The organism is Haematospirillum sp. 15-248, assembly GCF_012102665.1.
Lineage (GTDB): Bacteria > Pseudomonadota > Alphaproteobacteria > Rhodospirillales > Rhodospirillaceae > Haematospirillum.
Window position 1 is genome coordinate 164,393 of sequence record NZ_JAAVTF010000001.1, and the last position, 21,958, is coordinate 186,350.

Genomic DNA, 21,958 nt, shown 5'->3' on the forward strand with positions numbered 1-21,958 from the left:
ACACTACATTACGATTTATGGCTGTCGCGAACAAATCAATTATCTGACCTGGACGGCAAAAAAAATGTTGTTCTCCGTCCAGGTTATTCCAATGCCGTGCCGTGTTTGTATCTGTGCACGCTGGACGCTGCCGGGGGTTTGCCTCATAATAAGGGGAGTGGTACCCTGTGAAGCCCCCTTCACAGGGTCTCTCCTGTTGATTTGTGCCGGTTAATGCTGGTACACCCTAGTTTCCTGTTCTCGAAGGAGGCGTGCGAGGATGATCACCGGCACCTTGGTACATACCCTGCTCTGCGGTCGCCAGGTTGGCACTGATGAGTTTGGAAATCGTTACTACGAGGCCCGGAAGAACCCGCGGACGGGGGAGCGCCGCCGTCGTTGGGTGCTCTTCAAGGGAGAGATTGAGGCATCAAAGGTGCCGCCCCACTGGCATGCTTGGCTGCATTATACGACGGATGCCCCGATAGTGGTGTCTACGCATGCTTGGGAGAAACCCCATACCAAGAATATGACAGGTTCCTCTTCTGCCTATGTTCCTCCCGGTGATGACCGGGCAGGTGGCCGGCGTGCCCCTGCGACCGGCGACTATGAGCCGTGGCGTCCGGCCTGAATGTTCAGAAAGCGGCTGTTCTCCTGATGTCAGTACGTATGGCGTCTCTGGTAACTTATCGGGACACGCTTGTCGGCGGTGTCGTTCTTGCCTGCCTTGCATTTGCTTTGGGCGCAAATGCTTTGGGGCGGAGTCGTTCCGAAGTGGCTGAGGGATATCTGCTGCGGGCCTCTTTCCACAGCGCAGAGGGTTTGTCTGTCGGTGCGGATGTACGTCTTGCCGGTGTTTCCGTTGGTCGCGTTTCTGCCCAGTCTTTGGGTGAGGCCGGTCGTGCTGATATTGATATGATCATTGCCAATAGTGTTTCCATTCCCTTGGACAGCGCTGCAATGATCGAGACCGATGGTCTTCTGGGGGCAAAATATATTGAAATACAGCCTGGTGGCGACGACGATCTTCTGAAGGCAGGACAGACTTTCGGGTATACGCAGGATTCACTGGTTCTTGAGGACTTGCTGGGGCGTGTTCTGGAGATGGCACGCAATAGGCAGTCGAAACTTGTTCCGCCGTCCTGTCCCGTAACAAGGGATCCGGGCGTTTTACCAAGGCAGGATGTATCTCCGGATGATGAGCAGCACACACGGGCTACAACCCGGATGGACAAGCAGGAAGGCTGATGACACGTAATCCTATTGAAACCGTGATAGGCGCTCTTGTACTGGCCGTGGCTCTGCTCTTTCTGCTCTTCGCTTGGCAGAGTGCAGATCTTCGTCCCGTTTCCGGATACCCTGTGCACGTCCAGTTTAACAAGGTTGGTGGTCTTGCTGTTGGTGCGGATGTTCGTATCTCTGGCATCAAGGTGGGTAGTGTCAGCCGCCAGTTTCTTGATAATCAGACCTATCGGGCCATTGTGTCGCTCTCCATTATGCCCGGGGTTCAACTTCCGGAAGATACCGTTGCCAGTATTGCATCTGATGGCCTTCTGGGCGGCAAGTTTGTCCGACTGGAACCTGGTCAGAGTCGTTCCTTCCTGCAATCAGGCGGAACGATCGCGAACAGTCAGGATTTCCGGTCTGTGGAAGATATGGTGAGTGAACTGATTTTCCTTGCGACGAAGGAACCTGCTTCCACTGGTGCTATTCCGGTGCCCGACAAAGGGTCTGTACCAGAGTGATGGGGGCATTGGAAGCCCGGACTGAATTCTTGCTGCGCACCTTGTGTGTGTTGCTGGTTGTTGTCGCTGAGGTATTGGTTGTTACGCCGTCCGATGCTGCTGAAACAATCGAGCGGCGTATGGCTGTTTTGCGTTGGTTGGATAAAGCCGCTGCCAGAGTTCAGACCATGGAAGTTGAAGTGAACCGCACCTTCCAGATCCAAACGCTTCAGATTATCGCCCGTGCGTGCGTCGAACGCCCTCCTGAGGAGCCACCTGAAAGTGCTGTTTTTCTCGATGTGTGGGAAAATAAAGCCAATCAGCCAGCTGTCGAGGTCTTCCGTGGTTGGATGTATGCTTCCAGCCCTGGCTTGTCTGCTATGGAGCATCCTGTTTATGACATCTGGGTTCTGGACTGCAAGGAATAGTAAGAAGACCATATCTTAGTAGATATGGCTTCTGATCATCCATGCTGGTGCATGAGCCGGGAACGTTGCCTGAACCACGATAGCCGAAGCCAGCATAGACCGATATTCGTTTTTCGGCACTTGTCGTGCTCCAAACCGTGACAAATGGTCCGTTATGAACTGGGTGTCGAGAAGCGTGAAGCTACCTAGGCGCAGGCGTCCCACCAAATGGCACAGTGCTACTTTTGAAGCATCTGTTGCGCGTGAGAACATGCTTTCTCCAAAGAATGCGCCGCCCAGTGCCAAGCCATAAAGTCCACCAACCAATACGTCCTCCGTATTCCATGTTTCGATGGAATGGGCGAGCCCCATATCGTGCAGTTCATTGAAAAGGGACGCAATTTCTTTGTTAATCCACGTGTCAGGTCTGGTCGTTGTTGCTTCTGCGCATCCTTGTATGACCTCGGCAAACGCCTTGTTACAGGTTACGTGGAAGCGATCACTGCGCAGTGTTTTCCGCAATGATCGGGAAATATGGAAGTTTGTATCCAAGGGCAGTATGCCCCGTTCGTCCGGATCAATCCAGTATACCGTGGGATCACCCTGTGAGCGTGCCATTGGGAAAACGCCGTAGGCATAGGCTCTTAGCATAAGTTCTGGTGTGATGGGCGTCATTGATCCCCACAGCAAAGGGAAAACTCGGCCTGCTCAGGATAAGGTGCCTGTGTCAGATCGTCAGCGCATTTCCGTGATGCAGCCTGAAATGTGCCGTTCCTGAAAAGAGTGCCCATGGAAAAATCCCCCGTATGGAACGGGGGATGGAAGCAACCAACATTTCATTTGGAACGAGACAAGAATTCTTCAAGCCATCGAATATCATAGGCACCATTCTGGAAGTCATTGTCTTCCAGCAGTTGGCGATGCAGAGGAATTGTTGTATCGATACCACCGACAACAAATTCTCCCAAAGCACGACGCAGGCGCATCAGGCATTCGTTGCGACTGGTGCCATGGACAATCAGTTTTGCAATCATGCTGTCATAGTGAGGGGGAACCTTGGCCCCGGAAAACAGCCCGGAATCAACACGAACGCCCAACCCGCCGGGTTGGTGAAAGTCATTGATCTGGCCTGGGCAGGGCCGGAAAGTTTCCGGATCCTCGGCATTGATGCGGCATTCGATGGCATGCCCGGAAAATGTGATGTCAGATTGGCTGTAACCCAAGGGAGCGCCATTGGCGATGCGTAGTTGCTCGCGAACTAGGTCAAGGCCAGTGACGGCTTCGGTGACAGGGTGTTCCACCTGTAGCCTTGTGTTCATTTCGATGAAAAAGAATTCACCATTTTCATACAGGAACTCAATCGTTCCTGCATTTCTGTAACCCAAGCGCCGTATGGCGGCTGTTGCAATATCTCCGATGCGTTCGCGCTCTTCGCTGTTCAGGGCTGGAGAGGGCGCTTCCTCCAGAACTTTTTGGTGGCGACGTTGCAAGGAGCAGTCGCGTTCTCCCAAGTGAACGACGTTCCCGTGGTTGTCTGCCAGTATCTGGATTTCAATATGTCTGGGATTACCCAAGTATTTTTCCATATAGACTTCAGCATTGCCAAAAGCACTCAGCGCTTCAGCCCGGGCCGTAGACCAAGCTTCGGCCAGTTCATCACGCGAGTTGGCAACTTTCATGCCGCGCCCTCCCCCTCCGGCGCTGGCCTTGATCAGAACGGGGAAGCCTGTTGTATCAGCAACAGCATGGGCTTCTTCCAAGGTTTCAACAGCCCCCGGTGATCCAGGTACGACGGGCAAGCCAACATCTACGGCTGCTTTTTTGGCAGTAACCTTGTCGCCCATCAAACGGATATGGTCCGGGCTGGGGCCGATCCACGTAATGCCGTGTTCTTCCACCATGTGGGCAAAGTCGGCATTCTCCGACAGGAAACCATAACCGGGGTGAATGGCATCAGCACCGGTTATGACGGCCGCAGAGATGATCGCAACCTTGTTCAGGTAGCTGTCACGCGTGGCAGGCGGGCCAATGCACACGGATTCATCAGCCAATCTAACATGCATGGCCCCGGCGTCTGCTGTGGAGTGTGCAGCCACGGTCTTTATGCCCATCTCACGGCAGGCACGGTGAATCCGCAGGGCAATTTCACCACGATTGGCAATAAGCACTTTATCGAACATTGATGTTTCCGTCGCGCTGCTTATTCAATGATGGCCAAGGGTTCGCCGTGCTCGACAGGCTGTTTGTCGCTGACAAGAATCTGGACGACGCGCCCTGCGCAATGCGCTGTGACCGGGGTATAGGTCTTCATGGCCTCTATCAGCATCAGGGTCTGCCCTTGGCTGACAGTTTGTCCGACGGACACGAAGGGAGCCTCTCCCGCGCCTGGAGCCAAATAAGCTACCCCAACCATTTTTGAAACAACGGTACCCGGGTGCAGGGCTTGTGGTTCATCCGCAGTTGATCTGGTCGCTGGCGCTGCCAAGGGTGCTGCTGCCGGTGCTGCATGGGTGACAACGGTAGCCGCCTTGCCAACGCGGATACGCAGGGCCTCTGTTTCGTACTCAATCTCATGCAGGCCTGTATCATCCAGCAAAGAAGCAAGCTGGCGGATGGCTTCGCTGTCGATAGTGGTCTTGCTCATTTATTTCTCTTTCTGTTTCTGGTCGGTCAGCAGCGCATTCAGCGCATCCAGGGCCAAGATGTACCCGTGGCTTCCCAAGCCGCAGATCATTCCGTGGGCAGCCCGGGCAATCCAGGAGTTATGGCGAAAAGGTTCACGCCGGTGAATGTTTGTCAAATGCACCTCTATTGCGGGGATCTGGACCGAAAGAAGGGCATCCATCAACGCAATGGACGTATGTGTGTAGGCTGCGGCGTTTATCACAAGGCCACCGAAGGCCCCGGGTGCTTCCTGTACCCAGGAGACCAGTTCGCCTTCATGGTTGGACTGCCTGAAAGCCAACGTCATCCCCAGCCCTGCCGCATGCGTATGGCACATTGCCTCTATGTCAGCCAGTGTTTCATGGCCATAGAGGTCTGGTTGCCGTGTTCCCAGCATATTAAGGTTGGGTCCATTCAGGATCATAACCGATGTGCGCACGCGTCTTGACCTGCCGTACAGGGTGAAGGGAAATGACATAACGTGGCTTCTGCATAGCCCAAAGCGGACTTTCGGGCAACAGGGACCGTGATGTGTTGCCAAGAGAGGCCTGTCGGCCCATATTCCGTCTGTAGCCGGCCAATCAGCCCTTTGCCCCGTTAATTGTGGATTGCGTTTATGGAATTGATTGTCAATGGAGAACGTCACGCTGTGGCTCAGCGGGTGACTGTGCAAGAGTTTCTCGATTCTGTCGGATTGGACGCCCGCAAGGTCGCGGTTGAGCGTAACCGTGAGATTGTAATCCGTTCGGCTTATGGGCAAACACTCCTCGATGAGGGCGACAGGATTGAGATCGTTCATTTTATTGGAGGTGGCTGAGCCATGGCCGAGGCGCTGGTGTGTGAGCGTGCGGATACTTTCAGCATTGCGGGAAAGGTGTTCGCGTCCCGTTTGCTGGTCGGGACCGGTAAGTACAAGGATTTTGAGGAAACAGCGCTGGCCATAGAGGCATCAGGCGCCGAGATCGTTACAGTGGCCGTACGCCGGGTCAATATAGCAGATCCGGGGCAGCCGATGCTGGTCGATTATGTCAGCCCCAAGCGGTACACCTATCTGCCCAATACGGCAGGCTGCTTTACAGCCGATGATGCCGTACGGACGCTGCGCCTTGCGCGTGAGGCCGGGGGGTGGAATCTGGTGAAGCTGGAGGTGCTGGGGGATCAGAAAACGCTGTATCCGAACATGCCAGAAACCCTGAAGGCGACGGAAGAGCTTATTCGGGACGGCTTCCAAGTGATGGTATATTGCTCTGATGATCCCATACAGGCCCATATCCTTGAGGATATGGGGTGTGTCGCCATCATGCCTTTGGGTTCCCTTATCGGGTCAGGGCTTGGTATTCTGAATCCTGTCAATATCCGTCTTATCAAAGAGCAGGCCAAAGTTCCTGTGCTGGTTGATGCCGGCGTCGGAACAGCATCGGATGCAGCGGTTGCAATGGAACTGGGTTGCGATGGCGTTCTGATGAATACCGCTATTGCGGGGGCACGGAACCCTGTTCAGATGGCCTTGGCCATGAAGTTGGCTGTTGAGTCCGGTCGCTTGGCTTATCTGGCTGGTCGGATGCCCAAGAAACTTTATGCCGATCCATCATCGCCCTTGGCTGGGCTGATATGAACAGCAGGCCGGCAAAATATGCCGGCTTTCAGTGGGACAGGGAGGTCTGGAGAGACCTCCCGTTCTTTTTAGATCATTGATTTAGAAAGACTCTCTCTTCTGGCCCCTGTCTTGCTTCTGGGTCAATCGCTCTTACGGTGTGTGGCCGGCTTTGCAAGCGAGGGGTACCATGGCGATTTTCGGAGTTCTGAATACATCCGGTACAGCTATGAATGCGCACAGTGTTCATATGCACCAGATCAGTACGAATATCGCCAATCTGAATACGACGTCCTATAAAGATATCGAGACGCATTACCAGACCCTGAAGAACAGGGTAGGCCCTCTTGGTAATTTTTTCGGGGTTAAGACGGCTGAAATTCGTCGTGTGGAGGAGCAGGGGCTTGTAGCGCCTACGGCACGTTATTTGGACGTGGCAATCAATGGAGCCGGTTTTTTTGTGCTTAACACTGCGGTTGATGGGTCGGGAGAGCAAAAGTATACGCGTGACGGCTCGTTTACCGGCGAGGTTTATGTCCGGGGTGGGGACACAAATGGGGATGGCCTTCCTGACCAAGGGACGCACTTGGTAACCCGGAGTGGCGTTTACGTCATGGGTTACAAGGCTGCGGAGGACGGAACATTCTCCAGCGCCATGTCAGCGATTGACTATTCCAATGAAGCCATCGATCCTGGACGAGCAACATCCAAGGTTGAGTTGCGCGGGAATGTACCGGCAACGGAACTGCAGAAAATTACCTACCGTCTCAATGTTCCTGTTATTCAGCAAATTACGTCTCCAGAAGGTGTTCCGCAAACTGTAACACATGGGGTTCGTCTTGCTTTTACCCCACGGGATGCTGTTCCGGGGGGCTGGACCTTGGTGCCATCAGGCGATGCTGGCATCACAAGTGTGACCACGACGCCTAATGAAATTAAGTTTACAGGTGAAGGTAAACTTGATGTGGCTGCTTCAGGCGGGGGAATAACAACCCTGACAATCACATATGATGGAGGTCAAACGCAGGATGTTGCCGTTGATCTCAGGCAAATGACGCAGTTCAGTGGTGGTGATGACCTGGAGCTGCGTCAGCTGATACAGGATGGTTATACAGCCAGTGTCATGCGTGATGTTTACTTCAACAGCGAAGGGGTTATGCTGGGACGTTTTTCCAATGGCGTTGAGAAGCCCCTGTACAAGTTGCCAATTGCAACATTTCCAGCCCCCCAGAAGCTTGATCTCCAGAATAACAACATCTACGCAGCGACAGAAGAAGCAGGGAAACCCACAATCAAGTCTCTTAGCCCTGATGACAGAATATCAGAATTTGTCGGGAGTGCCTTGGAGTACTCAAATGTCAGACTTGAGGACCAGTTCAGTCGCATGATTATCACGCAGAGGGCCTATAGCAGTGCAGCCACAGTCTTCAGGACTGGTGATGAAATGGCAAAGACAACACGCGATATGTTCTAGGTCTTATAGGCGTGGATAATCTTATGTGTCTGTTCAGAATAAAATGAACACTCAAGGATAAAAATATCCTCACTTTTTTCCGTGGAAACATGGGGGAAATTATACTCTATTACTATCTGAATGTTGTGATAACTCCGTGCCTTGGTTGTCAACCATGTCGGCCATCGCGCGGGTAGTGGGGTGTGTTATCCAGGAGGCATATCGTGGGGGATTCTGGTAGGCGTGTTGATGCCCGTACCAAAAGCGGGGACAGGATGATTGTGTGGAAGGGAATCGTTGATCGTGGTTTTCACAGTATTCTCCGTCGGTTGGATCCCTTGTGGCATCGTGCCTTTACGTCCTTTGACCGGGTGCGTGAAGAAATTGAAATGGATCGGCATCGCCGCCAGATCCTTGGTCTTGACGAGCGTCTTTTGAGAGATGTCGGTTTGAGTGCTGCAGATGCCTGGAAGATTGCCCGCCGTCGCGATAACCGGGGCAAATAGCGAAACCGTGGGCTGATATTTTGCATTTCTATCTGGCTGTGACAGAGTTATCTTTCGCACCCTTGTTTTTACTTCTGTCGCAGAGCATTCGTTCATGTCAGAAAAACCGGCTCGTTATCCCCGGCGTCCCTTCTTTTCGTCCGGCCCGTGCGCCAAGCGACCGGGGTGGTCGCCTTCGGCTCTTGAGGGTGCCCTTCTTGGGCGTTCGCACCGCTCTGCTGCCGGACGTGCCAAGCTGGAAGAGGTTATTACCCGCCACCGGGATCTGTTGTACATCCCCGAAGATTGGCGGCTGGCGATTGTGCCAGCATCGGATACTGGTGCCGTCGAGATGGCAATGTGGAATCTCCTTGGTGCGCGCGGAGTTGATGTTCTGGCTTGGGAAGTCTTTGGGCGGATCTGGGCCGATGATGCACGTGATCAGCTACGTCTGCCTGATTTAAGAATTTATGATGCTGCCCCGGGCTATTTACCGGACTTGGCACAGGTAGATTGGTCCCGTGATGTTGTTTTTCCATGGAATGGCACAACATCGGGCGTTTGCATCCCCCATGCAGACTGGATCGCGGATGATCGCAAGGGGTTGGCGATTTGTGATGCAACGTCGGCTCTTTTTGCCATGGATGTGCCGTGGAAGAAACTGGACGTTGTAACATGGTCTTGGCAGAAGGCCTTGGGTGGTGAGGCAGCCCACGGCATGCTGGCTCTTGGTCCACGCGCTGTCGAGCGCCTCCATTCCTATACGCCGCCTTGGCCTTTGCCCAAGATTCTGCGTTTGACGACAGGAAGGCAGCTGAATGAGGCCCTTTTTACTGGTGAAACACTCAACACGCCTTCGCTTTTGTGTGTAGAGGATATTCTGGATGCCCTGAAGTGGGCGGAGGATCAGGGGGGGCTTCAGGCCTTGCAGAAGAAGTCCTCGCAAACGTTGGCTCTTGTTCGTGAATGGGTTGACAGGTCGCAATGGGCTGCTTTTCTGGCCGAGGATCCGGCAACCGTCTCTTGTTCCTCCATCTGCCTGAAAGTCGTTGCGCAGTGGTTTCTGGATCTTCAGCCTGAACGGCAAGTTGCCACGGCTCGTGCCATAACGGATTTGCTTGAAGCAGAAGGGGTTGGTTTCGATCTGGCATCCTATCGTGGCATCGTCCCCGGTATTCGTATATGGGCTGGTGCCACAGTTCTGACCGATGATGTGGCATGTCTTCTGCCGTGGCTGGACTGGGCAGTGGAGACTGTATCCAGAAACACAAAAAATAGTATGCAGGATATCCGTATTTGAGGTTGCTTGGTTCTGCGACAATAGGATAAAGAGTGTTACCGCCGGTCATGGGGTTCCCGTGGCCGGCGGAGCCTTGTGCGGCCTGTCTTATTGTCCGATAGAGCCCGTATTGCATGGTTTCAGTTTTTGTGTGTGGTCGTCGTTGTATGGCGTCCTCTCTGAAGCAAGGAAAGCTTCCATGAGCAATGTGGTTGTTATCGGTTCCCAGTGGGGGGATGAGGGCAAAGGCAAGGTTGTTGACTGGCTTGCTTCCCGGGCCGATGTCGTGGTCAGGTTTCAGGGTGGGCATAACGCCGGTCACACACTGGTTGTGAATGGAACGTCCTATAAGTTGAGTCTGTTGCCGTCGGGTGTCGTCCGCGGCACTCCGTCCGTGATTGGTAACGGCGTCGTTATCGACCCGTGGGCGTTGTCCCGCGAGATTGAGGTTTTGTCTGGCCAAGGCGTTACGGTTACGCCCGATGTTCTGATGATTGCCGATAATTGTGCCCTTATTTTGCCATTGCATGGTCATCTGGATCGTGCGCGTGAAGAGGCTGCCGGCAAGGGGAAAATCGGGACCACCGGGCGTGGTATCGGGCCTGCTTATGAAGACAAGGTAGCGCGCAGGGCAATCCGGGTTTGCGATCTTGCTGACCCCGATTCTCTGGATATGAAGATTGATCGCCTGCTGACGCATCATAATGCCTTGTTGAAGGGGTTGGGGGCGAAGACTCTGGATGCAGCTTCGATCCGGGCAGAGCTGGAAGAGATCGCCCCGCACATTCTGCCCTATGCGCGCCCTGTATGGCGCGAGCTGGCGGCTTATCGCAAGATGGGCAAGAGAATTTTGTTCGAAGGTGCCCAAGGGGCTCTTCTTGACGTTGATCACGGAACGTACCCCTTTGTAACGTCGTCAAATACGTTGGCAGGACAGGCTGCGGTTGGCTCGGGTATGGGGCCTGGCGGTATTGGATATGTTCTCGGGATTACAAAGGCTTATACGACCCGTGTAGGTGAGGGGCCATTTCCGACGGAATTATTTGACAACAAGGGTGAACGTCTTGGTGTTCGTGGGCATGAATTTGGTACAGTGACCGGGCGCAAGCGCCGTTGTGGTTGGTTTGATGCTGTTCTTGTGCGCCAGTCCGTGAAACTTGGTGGAATCGACGGCATTGCCCTGACCAAGCTTGATGTGCTTGACGGCTTTGATACCCTCAAGGTCTGCGTTGCTTACCGCCTTGATGGAAAAGAGATTGATTATTTTCCTTCGTCCATGAGTGAGCAGGCACGTGTTGAGCCTGTTTTCGAGGAGATGGAAGGATGGACCCAGAGCACGGAAGGCGCACGATCGTTTGCAGAGCTGCCGGCGACGGCTGTCAAGTATGTGCGCCGTATAGAGGAATTGATTGAAGCCCCTGTTGCTCTTCTTTCAACCAGCCCTGAGAGAGATGACACGATTCTGATGCACGATCCGTTCGAGGATTAATCCAGTACCTTCGTCTCTGTTTCAATGCGGCTCGGTTGACAGGACTGGGCCGTATTCTTTTTCAGTCATTTATCATTTAGAAAATTCTGGTAACCTGCATGAGAAAAGCTGATCACAAGTCAGTTTCTTGGCGGGGATGCGTAGGATGCCAAGCGGGGGTGATACAGCCGAAACTGTCGTTCTGCGGGATCGTTTTACAATTGATCCCTCTATGCCCCTGCAAGATCTCAATATGCCTCATGCTGATGCGTATCATGCCGAAGACCGCCGTGGGTCTGGTAAGCCGGTCTATGCGCTCGTATGTCGTACAGATCTTCCTGTGCGTATTGGAGCCATGCGCGCCCTGAAGGGGGTTCAGTCTCCTGGCCTCTTGCAATTACTGGAATGGGGTACGGTAGAGTGGCCTGCCTTGGGGCGCAAGGTGATGGTTGTTGTCTACGATCGTCCTTCCGGCGGTCGAGTTCTGCCGGCTCCCGGTCAGCGGTTCGATCCGATATCAGAGGTTAATTTCGTCAAGAAAGTCTTTCGCCCACTGTATCACGCCTTGAATGAAATATCCCAGCATGGGGTAACGCATCGGGCTATCCGGCTTGACAATATGTATTGGTTTGACAAGGAGAAAGAACGTCTGGTTCTGGGTGACTGCACGACATCACCACCGGGGTACGATAATCCGCCAGCTTATGAGCCTGTTGAATACGCTATGTGTATACCGGAGGGGAGAGGAAGCGGAACCCTGAAGGAAGACATGTATGCGTTGGGTATCACGTGTATTGGCCTGATGAATGGGCGTGATTACGTCTCCCAGCTGTCTGATGTTGACGTTGTCCTGTCAAAATTGGCGCATTCAACATATGCCAATTATGCGGGCGAGGGACGTGTGCCCATGAATTTCCTGGAAATTATAAAAGGGCTTGTTGCTGATGAGCAACGGGACCGCTGGGGGTTGGAAAGTGTGGACATGTGGTTGAACGGTCGACGTCTTACCCCTATACAGCCACAGCCAGCGCGGCGATCACAGAGACCTTTTAAATTCGAGGGAAAGGACTACACATCAGCCAGAGAGCTCGCCAATGCCATGGCCATGAACTGGGATGCCGCTTTGGCCCCTATTCTGGATGGTCGTCTGGAAATATGGTTACGGCGTGGGTTGGAAGTCATAGAGCTGGCCGATGTTGTTGCATTGGCTATCCGTATGAGCCAGGCCGTCCAGATAGAAGCCCGTCAGGTTAATGATCTGACTATTGCACGCGTCTTGATGTTGATGGACCCCCGTGCGCCAGTGCGTTATCGGGATATTCATGTGCATCCCGAGGGACTTGGGAATGCGTTGGCTGTGACTATTATGCAAAAGAAAGCTCTGCGGCCTTATGTAGAAATTATTGGCCGGGAATTGGTGAAGTACTGGGTTGAGGCCCAAGGGTATCATGATGCAGAGCTGGGGCATTTTGAAAGTCAGGCGAAGGAGCATGCCGGCAATCTGAGTACAACAATGATGGGGTATGGTATAGAGAGGTGCGCATATGAAATGAGTGATACTCTCCATTGCCTTAGTCCTCTTGTAGAAGCGGAGTACGTGAGTGAGATCAGGGAGCTGCTTCCAGCTCTGGATCGCGTTTCGTCCAAGGTTGATCCGAAGACACAGGTTGTTGATCGTCATATAGCGGCATATATCGCGGTGAAGTGGCAGCGTGACACCAAGGTGCAGTTTCGTGCCATGGCGGAACCAGATGTATACAGGGCAACGTTGGGTATGGTCAGTCTCTTAGCCGTTTTGCAGTGGCGCCTTGGCCCCCCTGCCTTGCATGGGCTATGTGGCTGGATTGGTGGGCAGTTGGGACCCATTATAAACAGCTATCACAGCCGTATTCGGCGTAAAGATTTGGAGGAGCAAATCCCCAACCTGGTTCGCAAAGGGAGCTTGCCAGAGCTTTATAATACCTTGGACAATCAGGAGGAACGACAAAAGGATGCAGAAGGATTTGCCTGGGCCAGGGCAGAGTACAGTTCTGCCGAACAGAAAATCCGTAGTTTTGAGCAGGGAAATCTTGTCAGGGATGAAAGGGGTTATGCACGGGGGCAGCAAATGGGCGCCCTGTTGTCTGTTGCTGTTGCGCTTTTAACTGTTACGACGCTTGTTTTCCTGAGGATGATATAATGGCAGGCGATCCCAAGAATGCGTCGGTTGCCAGGAAGAAGTCGGGTGGGAATATTATTACCCTTCTGCTTATCATTCCTCTTATTTTTATGTTTATGCCGACGTTCATATTTCTGACTATCGTCATGATGCCAAGCCTTGTGGCCTTTGTTGTTGACAGAAGCAAGCAACGCTATGGGGCCATAACAGTTGGGGGAATGAATTTTGCGGGCTGTTTCCCATGGCTGATGGATCTTTGGCTACGTGATCACTCGGTGCCGCATGTCCTTGATCTTTTAACCAATGTCTGGGCGCTGATTGTCATTTTTGGTAGTGCAGGGCTTGGATGGATTTTATCCTCTACCGCTCCGTTTCTGGCCTCAACAATTATGTCTGTGACCTCAACGCACAAAATTGCTGGACTGCAGGCACGTCAGAAGCAACTCTTGGAAGAGTGGGGGCCAGAAGTCTCCCGTGCAGATACAGGCGAAGATATTCTGGCGGCTGATACTCCTGTCACAGAGGAAGAGTAAGCATACATATATCAGACTATCTATGTTGCAAAAACAGACGTATTTTTCTGTTTATTGTTTATCTGGGCGGTCAAGATGGAGCTTCTGGTTAATGGCCCATGTTTTATAGGTATAGCTGTTCTTCTGGCTTGCTTGGTTGGTGTTTAGCGAGGACAATGGCCTTGGGTTCGACGGAATCGTACACCGCATCTTTCGTTTCTGCGACGTAAGAGAGTCAGACGCTCTTGCTGCTACGATGGTGGCTGCGTTGTATAGATCCACTTTCCCTCAAAAGCGCACTAGGCGGGGCTGTTTGCTCCGCCTCTTTTTTTACACAAGAGCTTGGAGAAGATGCGATGCCTTTGATGATGATCTGGGCTTCCGTTAACGGCTTCGTTGCAATTATCCTTGCGGCTTGGGCAAGCCATGGGGGCGTCATCGAAGGTTCTTATGAAAGCAGCTTGATCACGAAAGCATCATATTATCAGTTGGTTCATTCTACTGTTATCATGTGGGTTGCCATTCTGGCTGAAAGATCCATTTTATTTCGTATTGCGGGCCTCTTCTTTGGGTCGGGACAGATTTTGTTTTGTGGCTCTCTCTATCTGATCGCGTTCTTGGATGTTCCTGCCGATCATGGAGCGCCACTTGGTGGAATCAGCTTTATGGCAGGATGGGTGATGTGTGTTTTTGCGGGTGCCAAGCATGGTGCTCAAGGTAGGAAAATACTAGATAAGGTGGGCGAGGGGGCATATCGGAATGCGCAAGTTGATCTTGATCGTTGAAGATAATGAACTGAATATGCGGCTTTTTAATGACCTGTTGCAGGCCAGTGGATACGAAACCCTGCAAGCGAGAGATGGGCGGAATGTGACTGATCTGGTTCGTCGTAGTCAACCTGACCTTATACTTATGGATATTCAACTGCCGGAGATTTCCGGAATGGAGATAATCCGTGATCTTAAAAAAGACCCCGAGTTATGCTCAATACCCGTCATTGCCATAACGGCCTTCGCTATGTCCGATGATGAGCGCAGAATCCGGGAAAGTGGGTGCGATGGCTATATATCAAAGCCGATAGAGGTTTCTGGTTTTCTGGAGACGGTAAAGCGTGTTTTGGATAGGGCGCACTAAAAAACCGGCACCCTTTATTCTCGGGGATGCCGGCTTTTACGGAGCGAGCTCTCTTACTTCATCTTTGTTTCACGAAACAGGACATGCTTCCGCACAACTGGATCGTATTTGCGAAATTGAAGCTTTTCCGTGATATTGCGAGGATTCTTCTTGGCAATGTAGAAGTACCCGGTATCTGCGGTGCTCTCAAGCTTGATCTGAATAGTGGTCGGCTTCGCCATAACCCGAATTCCTGAACCCGAAATATTACCCGAGCCGCGAAGCATACAGATAATATTGAGAGAGTCAAGAGAAAGAGGTCGTGGACATAACAGGCATCCATCCGCACCGGCTTTGTCAGTGATAAGACAAGGGGGCAGGGGGCATCATGATTGCGGCCGTTATATCCTTGTATAAGGCACTGTTATTAATAATGTCTCTGGCAACAAGAATATCGCCATAACGTCCGCCATGACCTTCGGGTGGGCATAGGGAACGAAGAGACTCTCGTCCCTCATGATCTGTCAGACCAACTGTACGCCACCGCGACGCTATAGCGGCAGTAGCATCAATGTTACCGCCAACAGTTTGTAATGGTTGTATATTCCCAAATCTAAGGGTCGATGTGCACAGTGAGGGCATAACCCCAAGTTTATTAAGGGAGTATCCGGCAGGTGTATGGAGCCGGGACCATGTCAGTGTCAGCTCTCCATTGTTAGGAAGGCGGATTATCGTCTGTACCGTGCCTTTCCCGTATGTTGAGGTGCCAACAACAAGCGCTCTCCCTTTGTCTTGCAGTGCAGAACCCAGTATTTCTGCGGCCGATGCGGATCTTTCATCCAGCAGAACAACGATGGGGCGTCCGTCCATAATATCACGGCCGTTGGTGCTGTAGCTTTGCACGGATTCCGGGTGGCGCCCAAGGGTGGAGAGCAGACGCCCTGAAGAAATAAAGAGCCCCGCACATTCTACCGCTTGATCCAGAAGGCCACCTGGATTGCCGCGTAAATCAAGGATCAGTCCTCTTAACGAGCCTTTGTGTTTCCTTTTAGCCTCATGGATAAAGGCTGCCAATTTTTCAGCTGTATTTTGAATGAAGTAGCGAATGTGAATGATTGGAACAGCATCTTCAGCAAGCTGGGCATCTACGGTCTGAACGGCAGCCTGTCCCGGTTTGATATTGATGTCGCGGCTAAGGCCGTTTCTTTCGACTTTCAAGCGTACTGGTGATCTCACAAGACCACGAATATAGCGAGCAATATCTTCGTGATTGCCTTTTATATCCGACAGGTCTGTGTGCCCGATCCTTGTAATATGATCTCCTTTCAGGAGGCCGGATAGTTCCGCTGGCGTATCGGGCTGGACGTCGAGAACCAGCAAATGATCACTCATAATCTGATAGCGCATACCAATGCCGCCATAGCCGCTGCGATTGGCTCTTTGTTCAGCGGCTTCTTCCGGGCTGGCGTACCGTGAGAATGGGTCGAGATGTGAAAGGATAGCACCAAACAAGGCCCGGTAGAGAGGCTCTGGCTTTGTAATTTGGATATGAGGAGAGATTTGCCCTGCATGGGTGACAACGTTGACAACAAGATGCCCCCATGCAGTTGGGTCTTTTTGCATGGGCATGGCAAATGCACCGATTGGTGTATCTTTCTGGTGCAGATGGAGCCAGTTGTTCTCGGCACGTAGTTTCAGATCAGGGTCCATGGCTATGATACCATGGAGACCATCTTGAGCTATTGTACTGATCTCGGCTGGCTCTAGAGAACGTGCTGCAATCACGTCAAGGCCATAGGATATAACCCGGACCATGTCTTCTTGGTCATGCACCTCGGCAGGGGGCTGACCTTCCAAGGATACAGGTGACGCATAACAAGTCACCGAGATCCGGGTCAGCACCATGGCTATTCCCAGAATCCAAGCCAGCTTGCTGGGTGTCCGCGACCGACAGTGCATTGTGACTGGCATGGGGTAAATTTGTTCCAACTGTTCACCGGGGCGCCTGGTCATTCGGACTTTCACGTCAGTGCTGTCTGAAAACCAGCCGTTCTTATTATGATCGCAGAAGGAAACACCAAACAAGCGCAGACACCGCTATTTCCTCTTTCCCGGTTTCCTTTTTGTTGACGACGCTGGGTAGGCCACTTGTAAATCCCGTGGTGCTTGTCTGGACCCAATCTTGCGCCGATTGTTCTTGACAGGTTTTGGTCCCCGATGAGCGTGTGTATTGGTATTCTCACGTTGCAAGTCCTGATGGTCTCTGCCTTCGCGAACGATTCCAAAAATCAATGAGCCGGTCAGAGGGTCAGCTTTTGCAAGGGTGACCATAATCCGATCTCCCAAGGTGTACGACATCCTGCCGCTTTGTCCGGTCAGGCGATGTGCCCCTTCGTCGTAATGGTAAAAATCATCCTGCAGTGTGGATATCGGTATCAGGCCGTTGGCACCTGTTTCATCCAGCTCGACAAACAGTCCGAAACGATTGACGCTGGCAACACGTCCCGCAAAGCGGGCCCCTACCTTTGATGCCATGAAATGAGCCGTATACCGGTCTATGACATCACGTTCGGCCTGTGCAGCACGCCGCTCCGTAGACGAAATATGCTCGCCTGCCTGGGAAAAGGATGCAGCCTGTTCTTCCGGTAGATATTCGTTCCGTGTTCCCAGCCCAAGTCCTGATATCAGGGCCCTGTGTACCAAAAGATCCGCATAGCGTCGAATGGGGGAGGTAAAGTGTGCGTAATGACGCAAGCCCAAGCCAAAATGCCCTCGGTTCTCAGGCGTATAGATGGCCTGTGACTGGCTGCGCAGAACGACCGAGTGTACCAGATGCTCGTGGGCCGTATCTTTGACCCGTTCCAGAATATGATTGAAGTTGCGGGGTGTCAGGGCACCAGTCGCCAGATTCAGACCAATTGTACGCAAAAATGTACGCAGGTTTTCCAGACGTTCCATCGGGGGCTCGTCGTGCACCCTGTACATGCAGGGGGCCTCCAGCGATTCCAGTGTTTCTGCGGCACAAACATTTGCTGCAACCATCAACTCCTCAACCAGGCGATGGCTGTCGCTCTGGATGCGTGGCTGGATTGCGGTAACAGCCCCGGTGTCATCGACCAGGATCTTTCTCTCCGGGATCGTGATCTCCAGGGCACCGCGCTGTTCTCTGTATGAGCGAAGAACCTTGAAGCAACCGTACAAAGGTTTCAGAATATCTTCGGCAAGAGGCGACGTTGCTTCATCCATAATGCCATCGAACGCATTCTGAACTTGGGTATAGGTCAAACGGGCCCTGGATTTCATCAAGCCACGGACGAATGTATGCCTGATTTTCTTGCCTTTGGCATCGAACCACATGTGGACAGCCACACAGGGTCGCTCTTCATGCGGGCGGAGTGAGCACCATCCGTTCGAAAGAGCCTCTGGCAGCATGGGAACAACCCGGTCAGGAAAGTAGACCGAATTGCCGCGTTCATACGCTGTCTTGTCCAGCGGGGTACCGGGACGCACATAGTAAGACACGTCAGCAATGGCAACCAGTGCGTGCCATCCGCCATCCTCTGTTGGTTCTGCCCATACCGCGTCATCAAAGTCCCGAGCGTCTTCGCCGTCAATCGTTACCAAAGGAACAGACCGTAGATCTGTACGCTTTCCCAAGGGGGCTTTCCGGGCCTTGGCGGCTTGCTCCAGGGCATCTGCAGGGAATTCTACAGGGATACCATGGGCATGGATGGCAATCAGGCTGACAACCCCGGGGCTGTTCATGGTGCCAAGCCTTTCCAGAACCTTCGCCTGGCGTAGACCGGAACGCCGTCCGGAGAGAATCTCTGCCTCCACCAGCTCCCCCACATGGGCCCCGGCAGCGTCACCTCTGGCGATAACATAGCCTTGGCGGTCCCGGCGATCTGTGGGGCGCAAGAGCAACCCATTAACTCCCGCTCCCAGAATACCCAGAACGCGCGCTGGCGTTTCGACAAGCTTCTGGATGACATGGCCGTTGTAATTTCCGCTTCGTCCCGGTGTCAGCTTGCACAGTACGTGATCCCCGACCCCGACCGTTGGTAGGCCGCGGCGGGTTGCTGTGACAAAAACCCGGGGAGGCGATCCTTCCTGTTCCCACGTTAATGGGCGCCCTACCAGTTCCCCCCCGGAATCCGTCCCGGTTATCTGAACCGCGACCATCTGGGGCAGACGTTCCGGATACTTGGGGCGCTGTTTGTGGCGGTGCTGGATTTTACCCTCTTTCTCCAGCCCTTTGATGATTTGTTGTAGCAGCGGGCGCTGCTCTGCGGTCAGGTTGAAGGCCCGGGCCAGTTCGCGTTTACTGATCCGGCCCGGATTTCCCTGAATAAAGTCGAGCACATCCTTGCGGGTGGGAACAGGGACATGTTTTGGGTTCTTCTTTGCCAAAATCAGGGCCTCCTGCACTCAGGAGACATCATCGTCATTGGTTTTCTTCTTGCTGCGGGATCGTGGCGCAGGTTTGCTTGCCGTCTTCTCTTTTTTGTCAGCTGGCTTGGCGGCTGCCTTTTTGCTTTTTGTTTTGGCAGTGGTCGCTTTGCCAGTCTTTGGATTTTTTTCGGCCTTGGCCGCCAGCCATTCCAAGGCTTGCTCCAGCGTTACTGTTTCAGGATCGGTACCCTTCGGAATATTGGCTCGTACGCTTCCATGTTCCACATAGGGGCCATAGCGTCCTGAAAGGAGCTGCACGCTCTTTCCGTCATCGGGATGGGTGCCCAGTTCTTTGCCGGCTGCCTTGGGTGCGCGTGTCTTTGCCGATGCCAGAAGATCAACGGCACGGTTGATGCCAATATCCAAGACGTTGTCCTGGCGCAGGTTGACGTATTTGCCATCGTGCACAATGTACGGACCAAAGCGGCCAATGCCAGCCAAGATGGGCAGGCCGGTTTCAGGATGTTGACCAACCGTTCTCGGCAGGGAGAGGAGAGACAGCGCACGCTCCAGATCGATGGCCTGAGGATCTATGTCCTTTGGCAAACCGGCTCGTTTGGGTTTGGTTTTTACCTTGCCTTCCCCGGTTGCTTCCCCCAGCTGCACGTACCAGCCATATGGCCCTTTGCGTACCACAACGGCCAAGCCGGTTTCCAGGTCTGTCCCCAACTCGCGGTCTCCGGCACCTGCATCCTCGGTATTTCCGCCCAGGGGGCGGGTATAGCGACACTCGGGGTACGTCGAGCATCCTATGAAGGCCCCGGTCTTTCCAAGTTTCAGCGAAAGGCGCCCGGTTTGGCAGGACGGACAGAGACGTGGATCGGATCCGTCTTCCTTTTCCGGGAACAGATGCACGCCAAGGTCAGCGTCCAAGGCATCAAGTACCTCGCTGATTCTCAGGTTCTTGGTTCCGGATATCGCCTGTGTAAAATCCTGCCAGAAATTGCGGAGCACATCTTTCCAGTTCACTGCGCCAGCTGATATTTCATCCAGCTGATTTTCAAGAGTAGCTGTGAAATTATATTCCACATAGCGGCGGAAGAAGCTTTCAAGGAATGCCGTGACAATACGCCCCCGATCTTCGGGGATGAATTTGCGTTGCTCCAGCCTGACGTAGCTTCGATCCTGCAGGACGTGGAGAATCGAGGCATAGGTCGAGGGTCGCCCAATGCCCAGCTCTTCCATCTTCTTGACCAGACTGGCTTCAGAATAGCGGGGCGGAGGCTGGGTGAAGTGCTGATCGGTCCGGGCGTCAGACAGCGTTGTCGTTTCTCCCTCATGCAGGGGGGGGAGTATACGTTCCTTGTCCTCGTCATCCTGACCCGATACATCGTCCAGATCTTCGCGGTACAGGATCAAGAAGCCCTCGAAGACAACGGTTGACCCATTTGCGCGAAGTACTGTTTTCCGGTCCCGGGTCGACAGGTTCACGCCGGTTTGGTCAAGCAGGGCGCTTTCCATCTGACTGGCAACGGTACGTTTCCAGACAAGTTCGTAAAGTTTGAACTGATCATCATCTAGGGAATCGCGAACATCTGCCGGACGCAGAAAGACGTTGGTCGGGCGAATGGCCTCGTGCGCTTCCTGGGCATTCTTCTGTTTCGTCTTGTAAACCCGGGGCGTTGAAGGAAGCAGTTTGCTGCCCCATCCCTGTTCAATCAGGGTACGGATGTCATTGACAGCTTCCGGTGTTATGGAAACAGCATCTGTACGCATATAGGTGATCAGACCAACGGTTTCACCGCGGATAGTGACACCTTCATACAGCCTTTGTGCTGTCTGCATCGTCCGGGTGGCAGAAAAGTACAGTTTCCGTGCGGCTTCCTGTTGCAGTGTCGATGTTGTAAACGGCGGGGCAGGATGGCGTTTGGCCTGCTTGCGTTCCAGAGATGAAACGGTAAAGGTACCTGCCTTGACGGCAACAAGTGCTCTTTCGGCAGAAGATGCATCGGGCAGCGAGAACTTTTCAAGCTTCTGGCCATCCAGATGCGTCAGGCGTGCTGTAAAAGGCTTGTCCATGGCTGACCGCATGTCAGCTGTAATGGTCCAGTATTCTTCGGAACGGAACCGCTCAATCTCGGACTCACGCTCGCAGATCAGGCGCAGGGCAACAGATTGCACCCGGCCGGCAGAGCGTGATCCGGGCAGCTTTCGCCACAGCACGGGCGACAATGTAAACCCGACGAGATAGTCCAAGGCCCTTCTGGCCATATAGGCATCAACCAAAGGCTGATCTATGTCGCGAGGGTTATTGATAGCCTCTGTTACCGCAGTTTTGGTAATGGCATTGAAGGTGACACGCTTGACATCCACCCCCTTCAGGGCGCGCCGACGGGCCAGTTCCTCCAGCACATGCCAAGCAATTGCTTCCCCTTCACGATCCGGGTCAGAGGCCAGAAAAACGCGCTCGGCATTCTTGACCGCCTGAACAATCTCGCGAATGTGCTTTTCTGACCGACTGTCTGTATCCCAGTCCATTGCAAAGTCTTCATCCGGTCGGACAGATCCGTCTTTTGGCGGCAGGTCGCGCACATGGCCGAAGGATGCAAGAACGGTATAATCCTTGCCCAGATACTTGTTGATGGTTTTGGCCTTGGCCGGCGACTCGACAATGACAACGTTCATGGGATATCCGGGCACACTTCTTTCCTGATCACAGAGTGGTGTCGT

22 protein-coding genes are annotated in these 21,958 nt (G+C 53.2%); 14 read left to right on the forward strand and 8 right to left on the reverse strand.

Translation table 11 applies throughout. The features are described 5' to 3' along the window. Positions 1 to 259 precede the first annotated feature (259 nt). The 4 genes from HEQ72_RS00715 to HEQ72_RS00730 are packed head-to-tail and all read left to right on the forward strand — an operon-like array spanning position 260 to position 2,131. On the forward strand, positions 260 to 610 hold the full coding sequence (locus HEQ72_RS00715; protein WP_168019113.1) for an NADH:ubiquinone oxidoreductase subunit NDUFA12: 351 nt from the start codon (positions 260 to 262) through the stop codon (positions 608 to 610). After that, entirely contained in the window at positions 595 to 1,227 is a 633-nt protein-coding gene (locus HEQ72_RS00720) for an outer membrane lipid asymmetry maintenance protein MlaD (RefSeq protein WP_168019112.1), read from the forward strand. The genes HEQ72_RS00715 and HEQ72_RS00720 overlap by 16 nt, the downstream gene beginning before the upstream one ends. Continuing rightward, complete coding sequence (locus HEQ72_RS00725; protein ID WP_168019111.1) at positions 1,227 to 1,724, forward strand: MlaD family protein; 498 nt, start codon at positions 1,227 to 1,229, stop codon at positions 1,722 to 1,724. Before HEQ72_RS00720 ends, HEQ72_RS00725 begins: the two co-directional genes overlap by 1 nt. Continuing rightward, positions 1,724 to 2,131: a DUF2155 domain-containing protein gene (locus HEQ72_RS00730; protein ID WP_168019274.1), complete on the forward strand. Its 408-nt coding sequence runs from the start codon at positions 1,724 to 1,726 to the stop codon at positions 2,129 to 2,131. Before HEQ72_RS00725 ends, HEQ72_RS00730 begins: the two co-directional genes overlap by 1 nt. A gap of 15 nt (positions 2,132 to 2,146) precedes the next feature. On the opposite strand, the gene aat is transcribed toward HEQ72_RS00730, so the two are convergent. The 4 genes from aat to aroQ form a co-directional block, all read right to left on the reverse strand. Further along, a complete protein-coding gene (gene aat / locus HEQ72_RS00735; RefSeq protein ID WP_168019110.1) occupies positions 2,147 to 2,785 on the reverse strand; it encodes a leucyl/phenylalanyl-tRNA--protein transferase in 639 nt (212 codons plus the stop codon). 161 nt (positions 2,786 to 2,946) lie between these two features. Then, a complete protein-coding gene (accC, locus tag HEQ72_RS00740; RefSeq protein WP_168022319.1) occupies positions 2,947 to 4,290 on the reverse strand; it encodes an acetyl-CoA carboxylase biotin carboxylase subunit in 1,344 nt (447 codons plus the stop codon). 20 nt (positions 4,291 to 4,310) lie between these two features. After that, positions 4,311 to 4,754: an acetyl-CoA carboxylase biotin carboxyl carrier protein gene (locus HEQ72_RS00745; RefSeq protein ID WP_168022320.1), complete on the reverse strand. Its 444-nt coding sequence runs from the start codon at positions 4,752 to 4,754 to the stop codon at positions 4,311 to 4,313. Next, positions 4,755 to 5,252, reverse strand: a complete 498-nt coding sequence (gene aroQ, locus HEQ72_RS00750; protein WP_168019107.1) for a type II 3-dehydroquinate dehydratase — start codon at positions 5,250 to 5,252, stop codon at positions 4,755 to 4,757. Positions 5,253 to 5,390: 138 nt separating this feature from the next. Here aroQ and thiS point away from each other — a divergent pair, with 138 nt between their 5' ends. From thiS to HEQ72_RS00800, 10 genes are all read left to right on the forward strand, one after another. Beyond that, positions 5,391 to 5,591, forward strand: coding sequence for a sulfur carrier protein ThiS (gene thiS, locus HEQ72_RS11780; protein ID WP_168022321.1), 201 nt, complete (start codon positions 5,391 to 5,393; stop codon positions 5,589 to 5,591). A gap of 3 nt (positions 5,592 to 5,594) precedes the next feature. Beyond that, entirely contained in the window at positions 5,595 to 6,389 is a 795-nt protein-coding gene (locus HEQ72_RS00760; protein WP_168022322.1) for a bifunctional sulfur carrier protein/thiazole synthase protein, read from the forward strand. Between the two features lie 169 nt (positions 6,390 to 6,558). Next, positions 6,559 to 7,842 (forward strand): flagellar hook protein FlgE, encoded by a 1,284-nt coding sequence (locus tag HEQ72_RS00765; protein ID WP_168019105.1) that lies wholly within the window; start codon positions 6,559 to 6,561, stop codon positions 7,840 to 7,842. 203 nt (positions 7,843 to 8,045) lie between these two features. Then, positions 8,046 to 8,327, forward strand: a complete 282-nt coding sequence (locus tag HEQ72_RS00770; RefSeq protein WP_168019103.1) for a hypothetical protein — start codon at positions 8,046 to 8,048, stop codon at positions 8,325 to 8,327. Between the two features lie 94 nt (positions 8,328 to 8,421). Further along, the gene (locus HEQ72_RS00775; protein WP_168019101.1) at positions 8,422 to 9,606 is read left to right on the forward strand and encodes a phosphoserine transaminase; all 1,185 of its coding nucleotides are present in this window, start codon (positions 8,422 to 8,424) and stop codon (positions 9,604 to 9,606) included. A gap of 178 nt (positions 9,607 to 9,784) precedes the next feature. Next, positions 9,785 to 11,074, forward strand: a complete 1,290-nt coding sequence (locus HEQ72_RS00780; protein ID WP_168019099.1) for an adenylosuccinate synthase — start codon at positions 9,785 to 9,787, stop codon at positions 11,072 to 11,074. Positions 11,075 to 11,219: 145 nt separating this feature from the next. Further along, positions 11,220 to 13,232, forward strand: coding sequence for a protein kinase family protein (locus HEQ72_RS00785; RefSeq protein WP_168022323.1), 2,013 nt, complete (start codon positions 11,220 to 11,222; stop codon positions 13,230 to 13,232). Next, on the forward strand, positions 13,232 to 13,744 hold the full coding sequence (locus HEQ72_RS00790) for a hypothetical protein (RefSeq protein WP_168022324.1): 513 nt from the start codon (positions 13,232 to 13,234) through the stop codon (positions 13,742 to 13,744). Before HEQ72_RS00785 ends, HEQ72_RS00790 begins: the two co-directional genes overlap by 1 nt. A 335-nt stretch (positions 13,745 to 14,079) precedes the next feature. After that, on the forward strand, positions 14,080 to 14,508 hold the full coding sequence (locus HEQ72_RS00795; protein WP_168019093.1) for a DUF423 domain-containing protein: 429 nt from the start codon (positions 14,080 to 14,082) through the stop codon (positions 14,506 to 14,508). After that, on the forward strand, positions 14,483 to 14,857 hold the full coding sequence (locus HEQ72_RS00800; protein WP_168019091.1) for a response regulator: 375 nt from the start codon (positions 14,483 to 14,485) through the stop codon (positions 14,855 to 14,857). Before HEQ72_RS00795 ends, HEQ72_RS00800 begins: the two co-directional genes overlap by 26 nt. Positions 14,858 to 14,910: 53 nt before the next feature. Here the strand turns inward: HEQ72_RS00800 and rpmG are convergent, their stop codons facing one another. From rpmG to topA, 4 genes are all read right to left on the reverse strand, one after another. Then, entirely contained in the window at positions 14,911 to 15,078 is a 168-nt protein-coding gene (gene rpmG, locus HEQ72_RS00805; RefSeq protein WP_066135890.1) for a 50S ribosomal protein L33, read from the reverse strand. Between the two features lie 115 nt (positions 15,079 to 15,193). Beyond that, positions 15,194 to 16,807, reverse strand: coding sequence for a S41 family peptidase (locus tag HEQ72_RS00810; RefSeq protein ID WP_209316150.1), 1,614 nt, complete (start codon positions 16,805 to 16,807; stop codon positions 15,194 to 15,196). A 126-nt stretch (positions 16,808 to 16,933) separates the two neighbouring features. Next, positions 16,934 to 19,246, reverse strand: coding sequence for a ribonuclease R (gene rnr, locus HEQ72_RS00815; RefSeq protein ID WP_168022326.1), 2,313 nt, complete (start codon positions 19,244 to 19,246; stop codon positions 16,934 to 16,936). Positions 19,247 to 19,264: 18 nt separating this feature from the next. Then, positions 19,265 to 21,913 carry a type I DNA topoisomerase gene (gene topA, locus HEQ72_RS00820; RefSeq protein ID WP_168022327.1) on the reverse strand — a complete coding sequence of 883 codons (2,649 nt, stop codon included), beginning with the start codon at positions 21,911 to 21,913 and terminating at the stop codon, positions 19,265 to 19,267. Positions 21,914 to 21,958 lie beyond the last annotated feature (45 nt).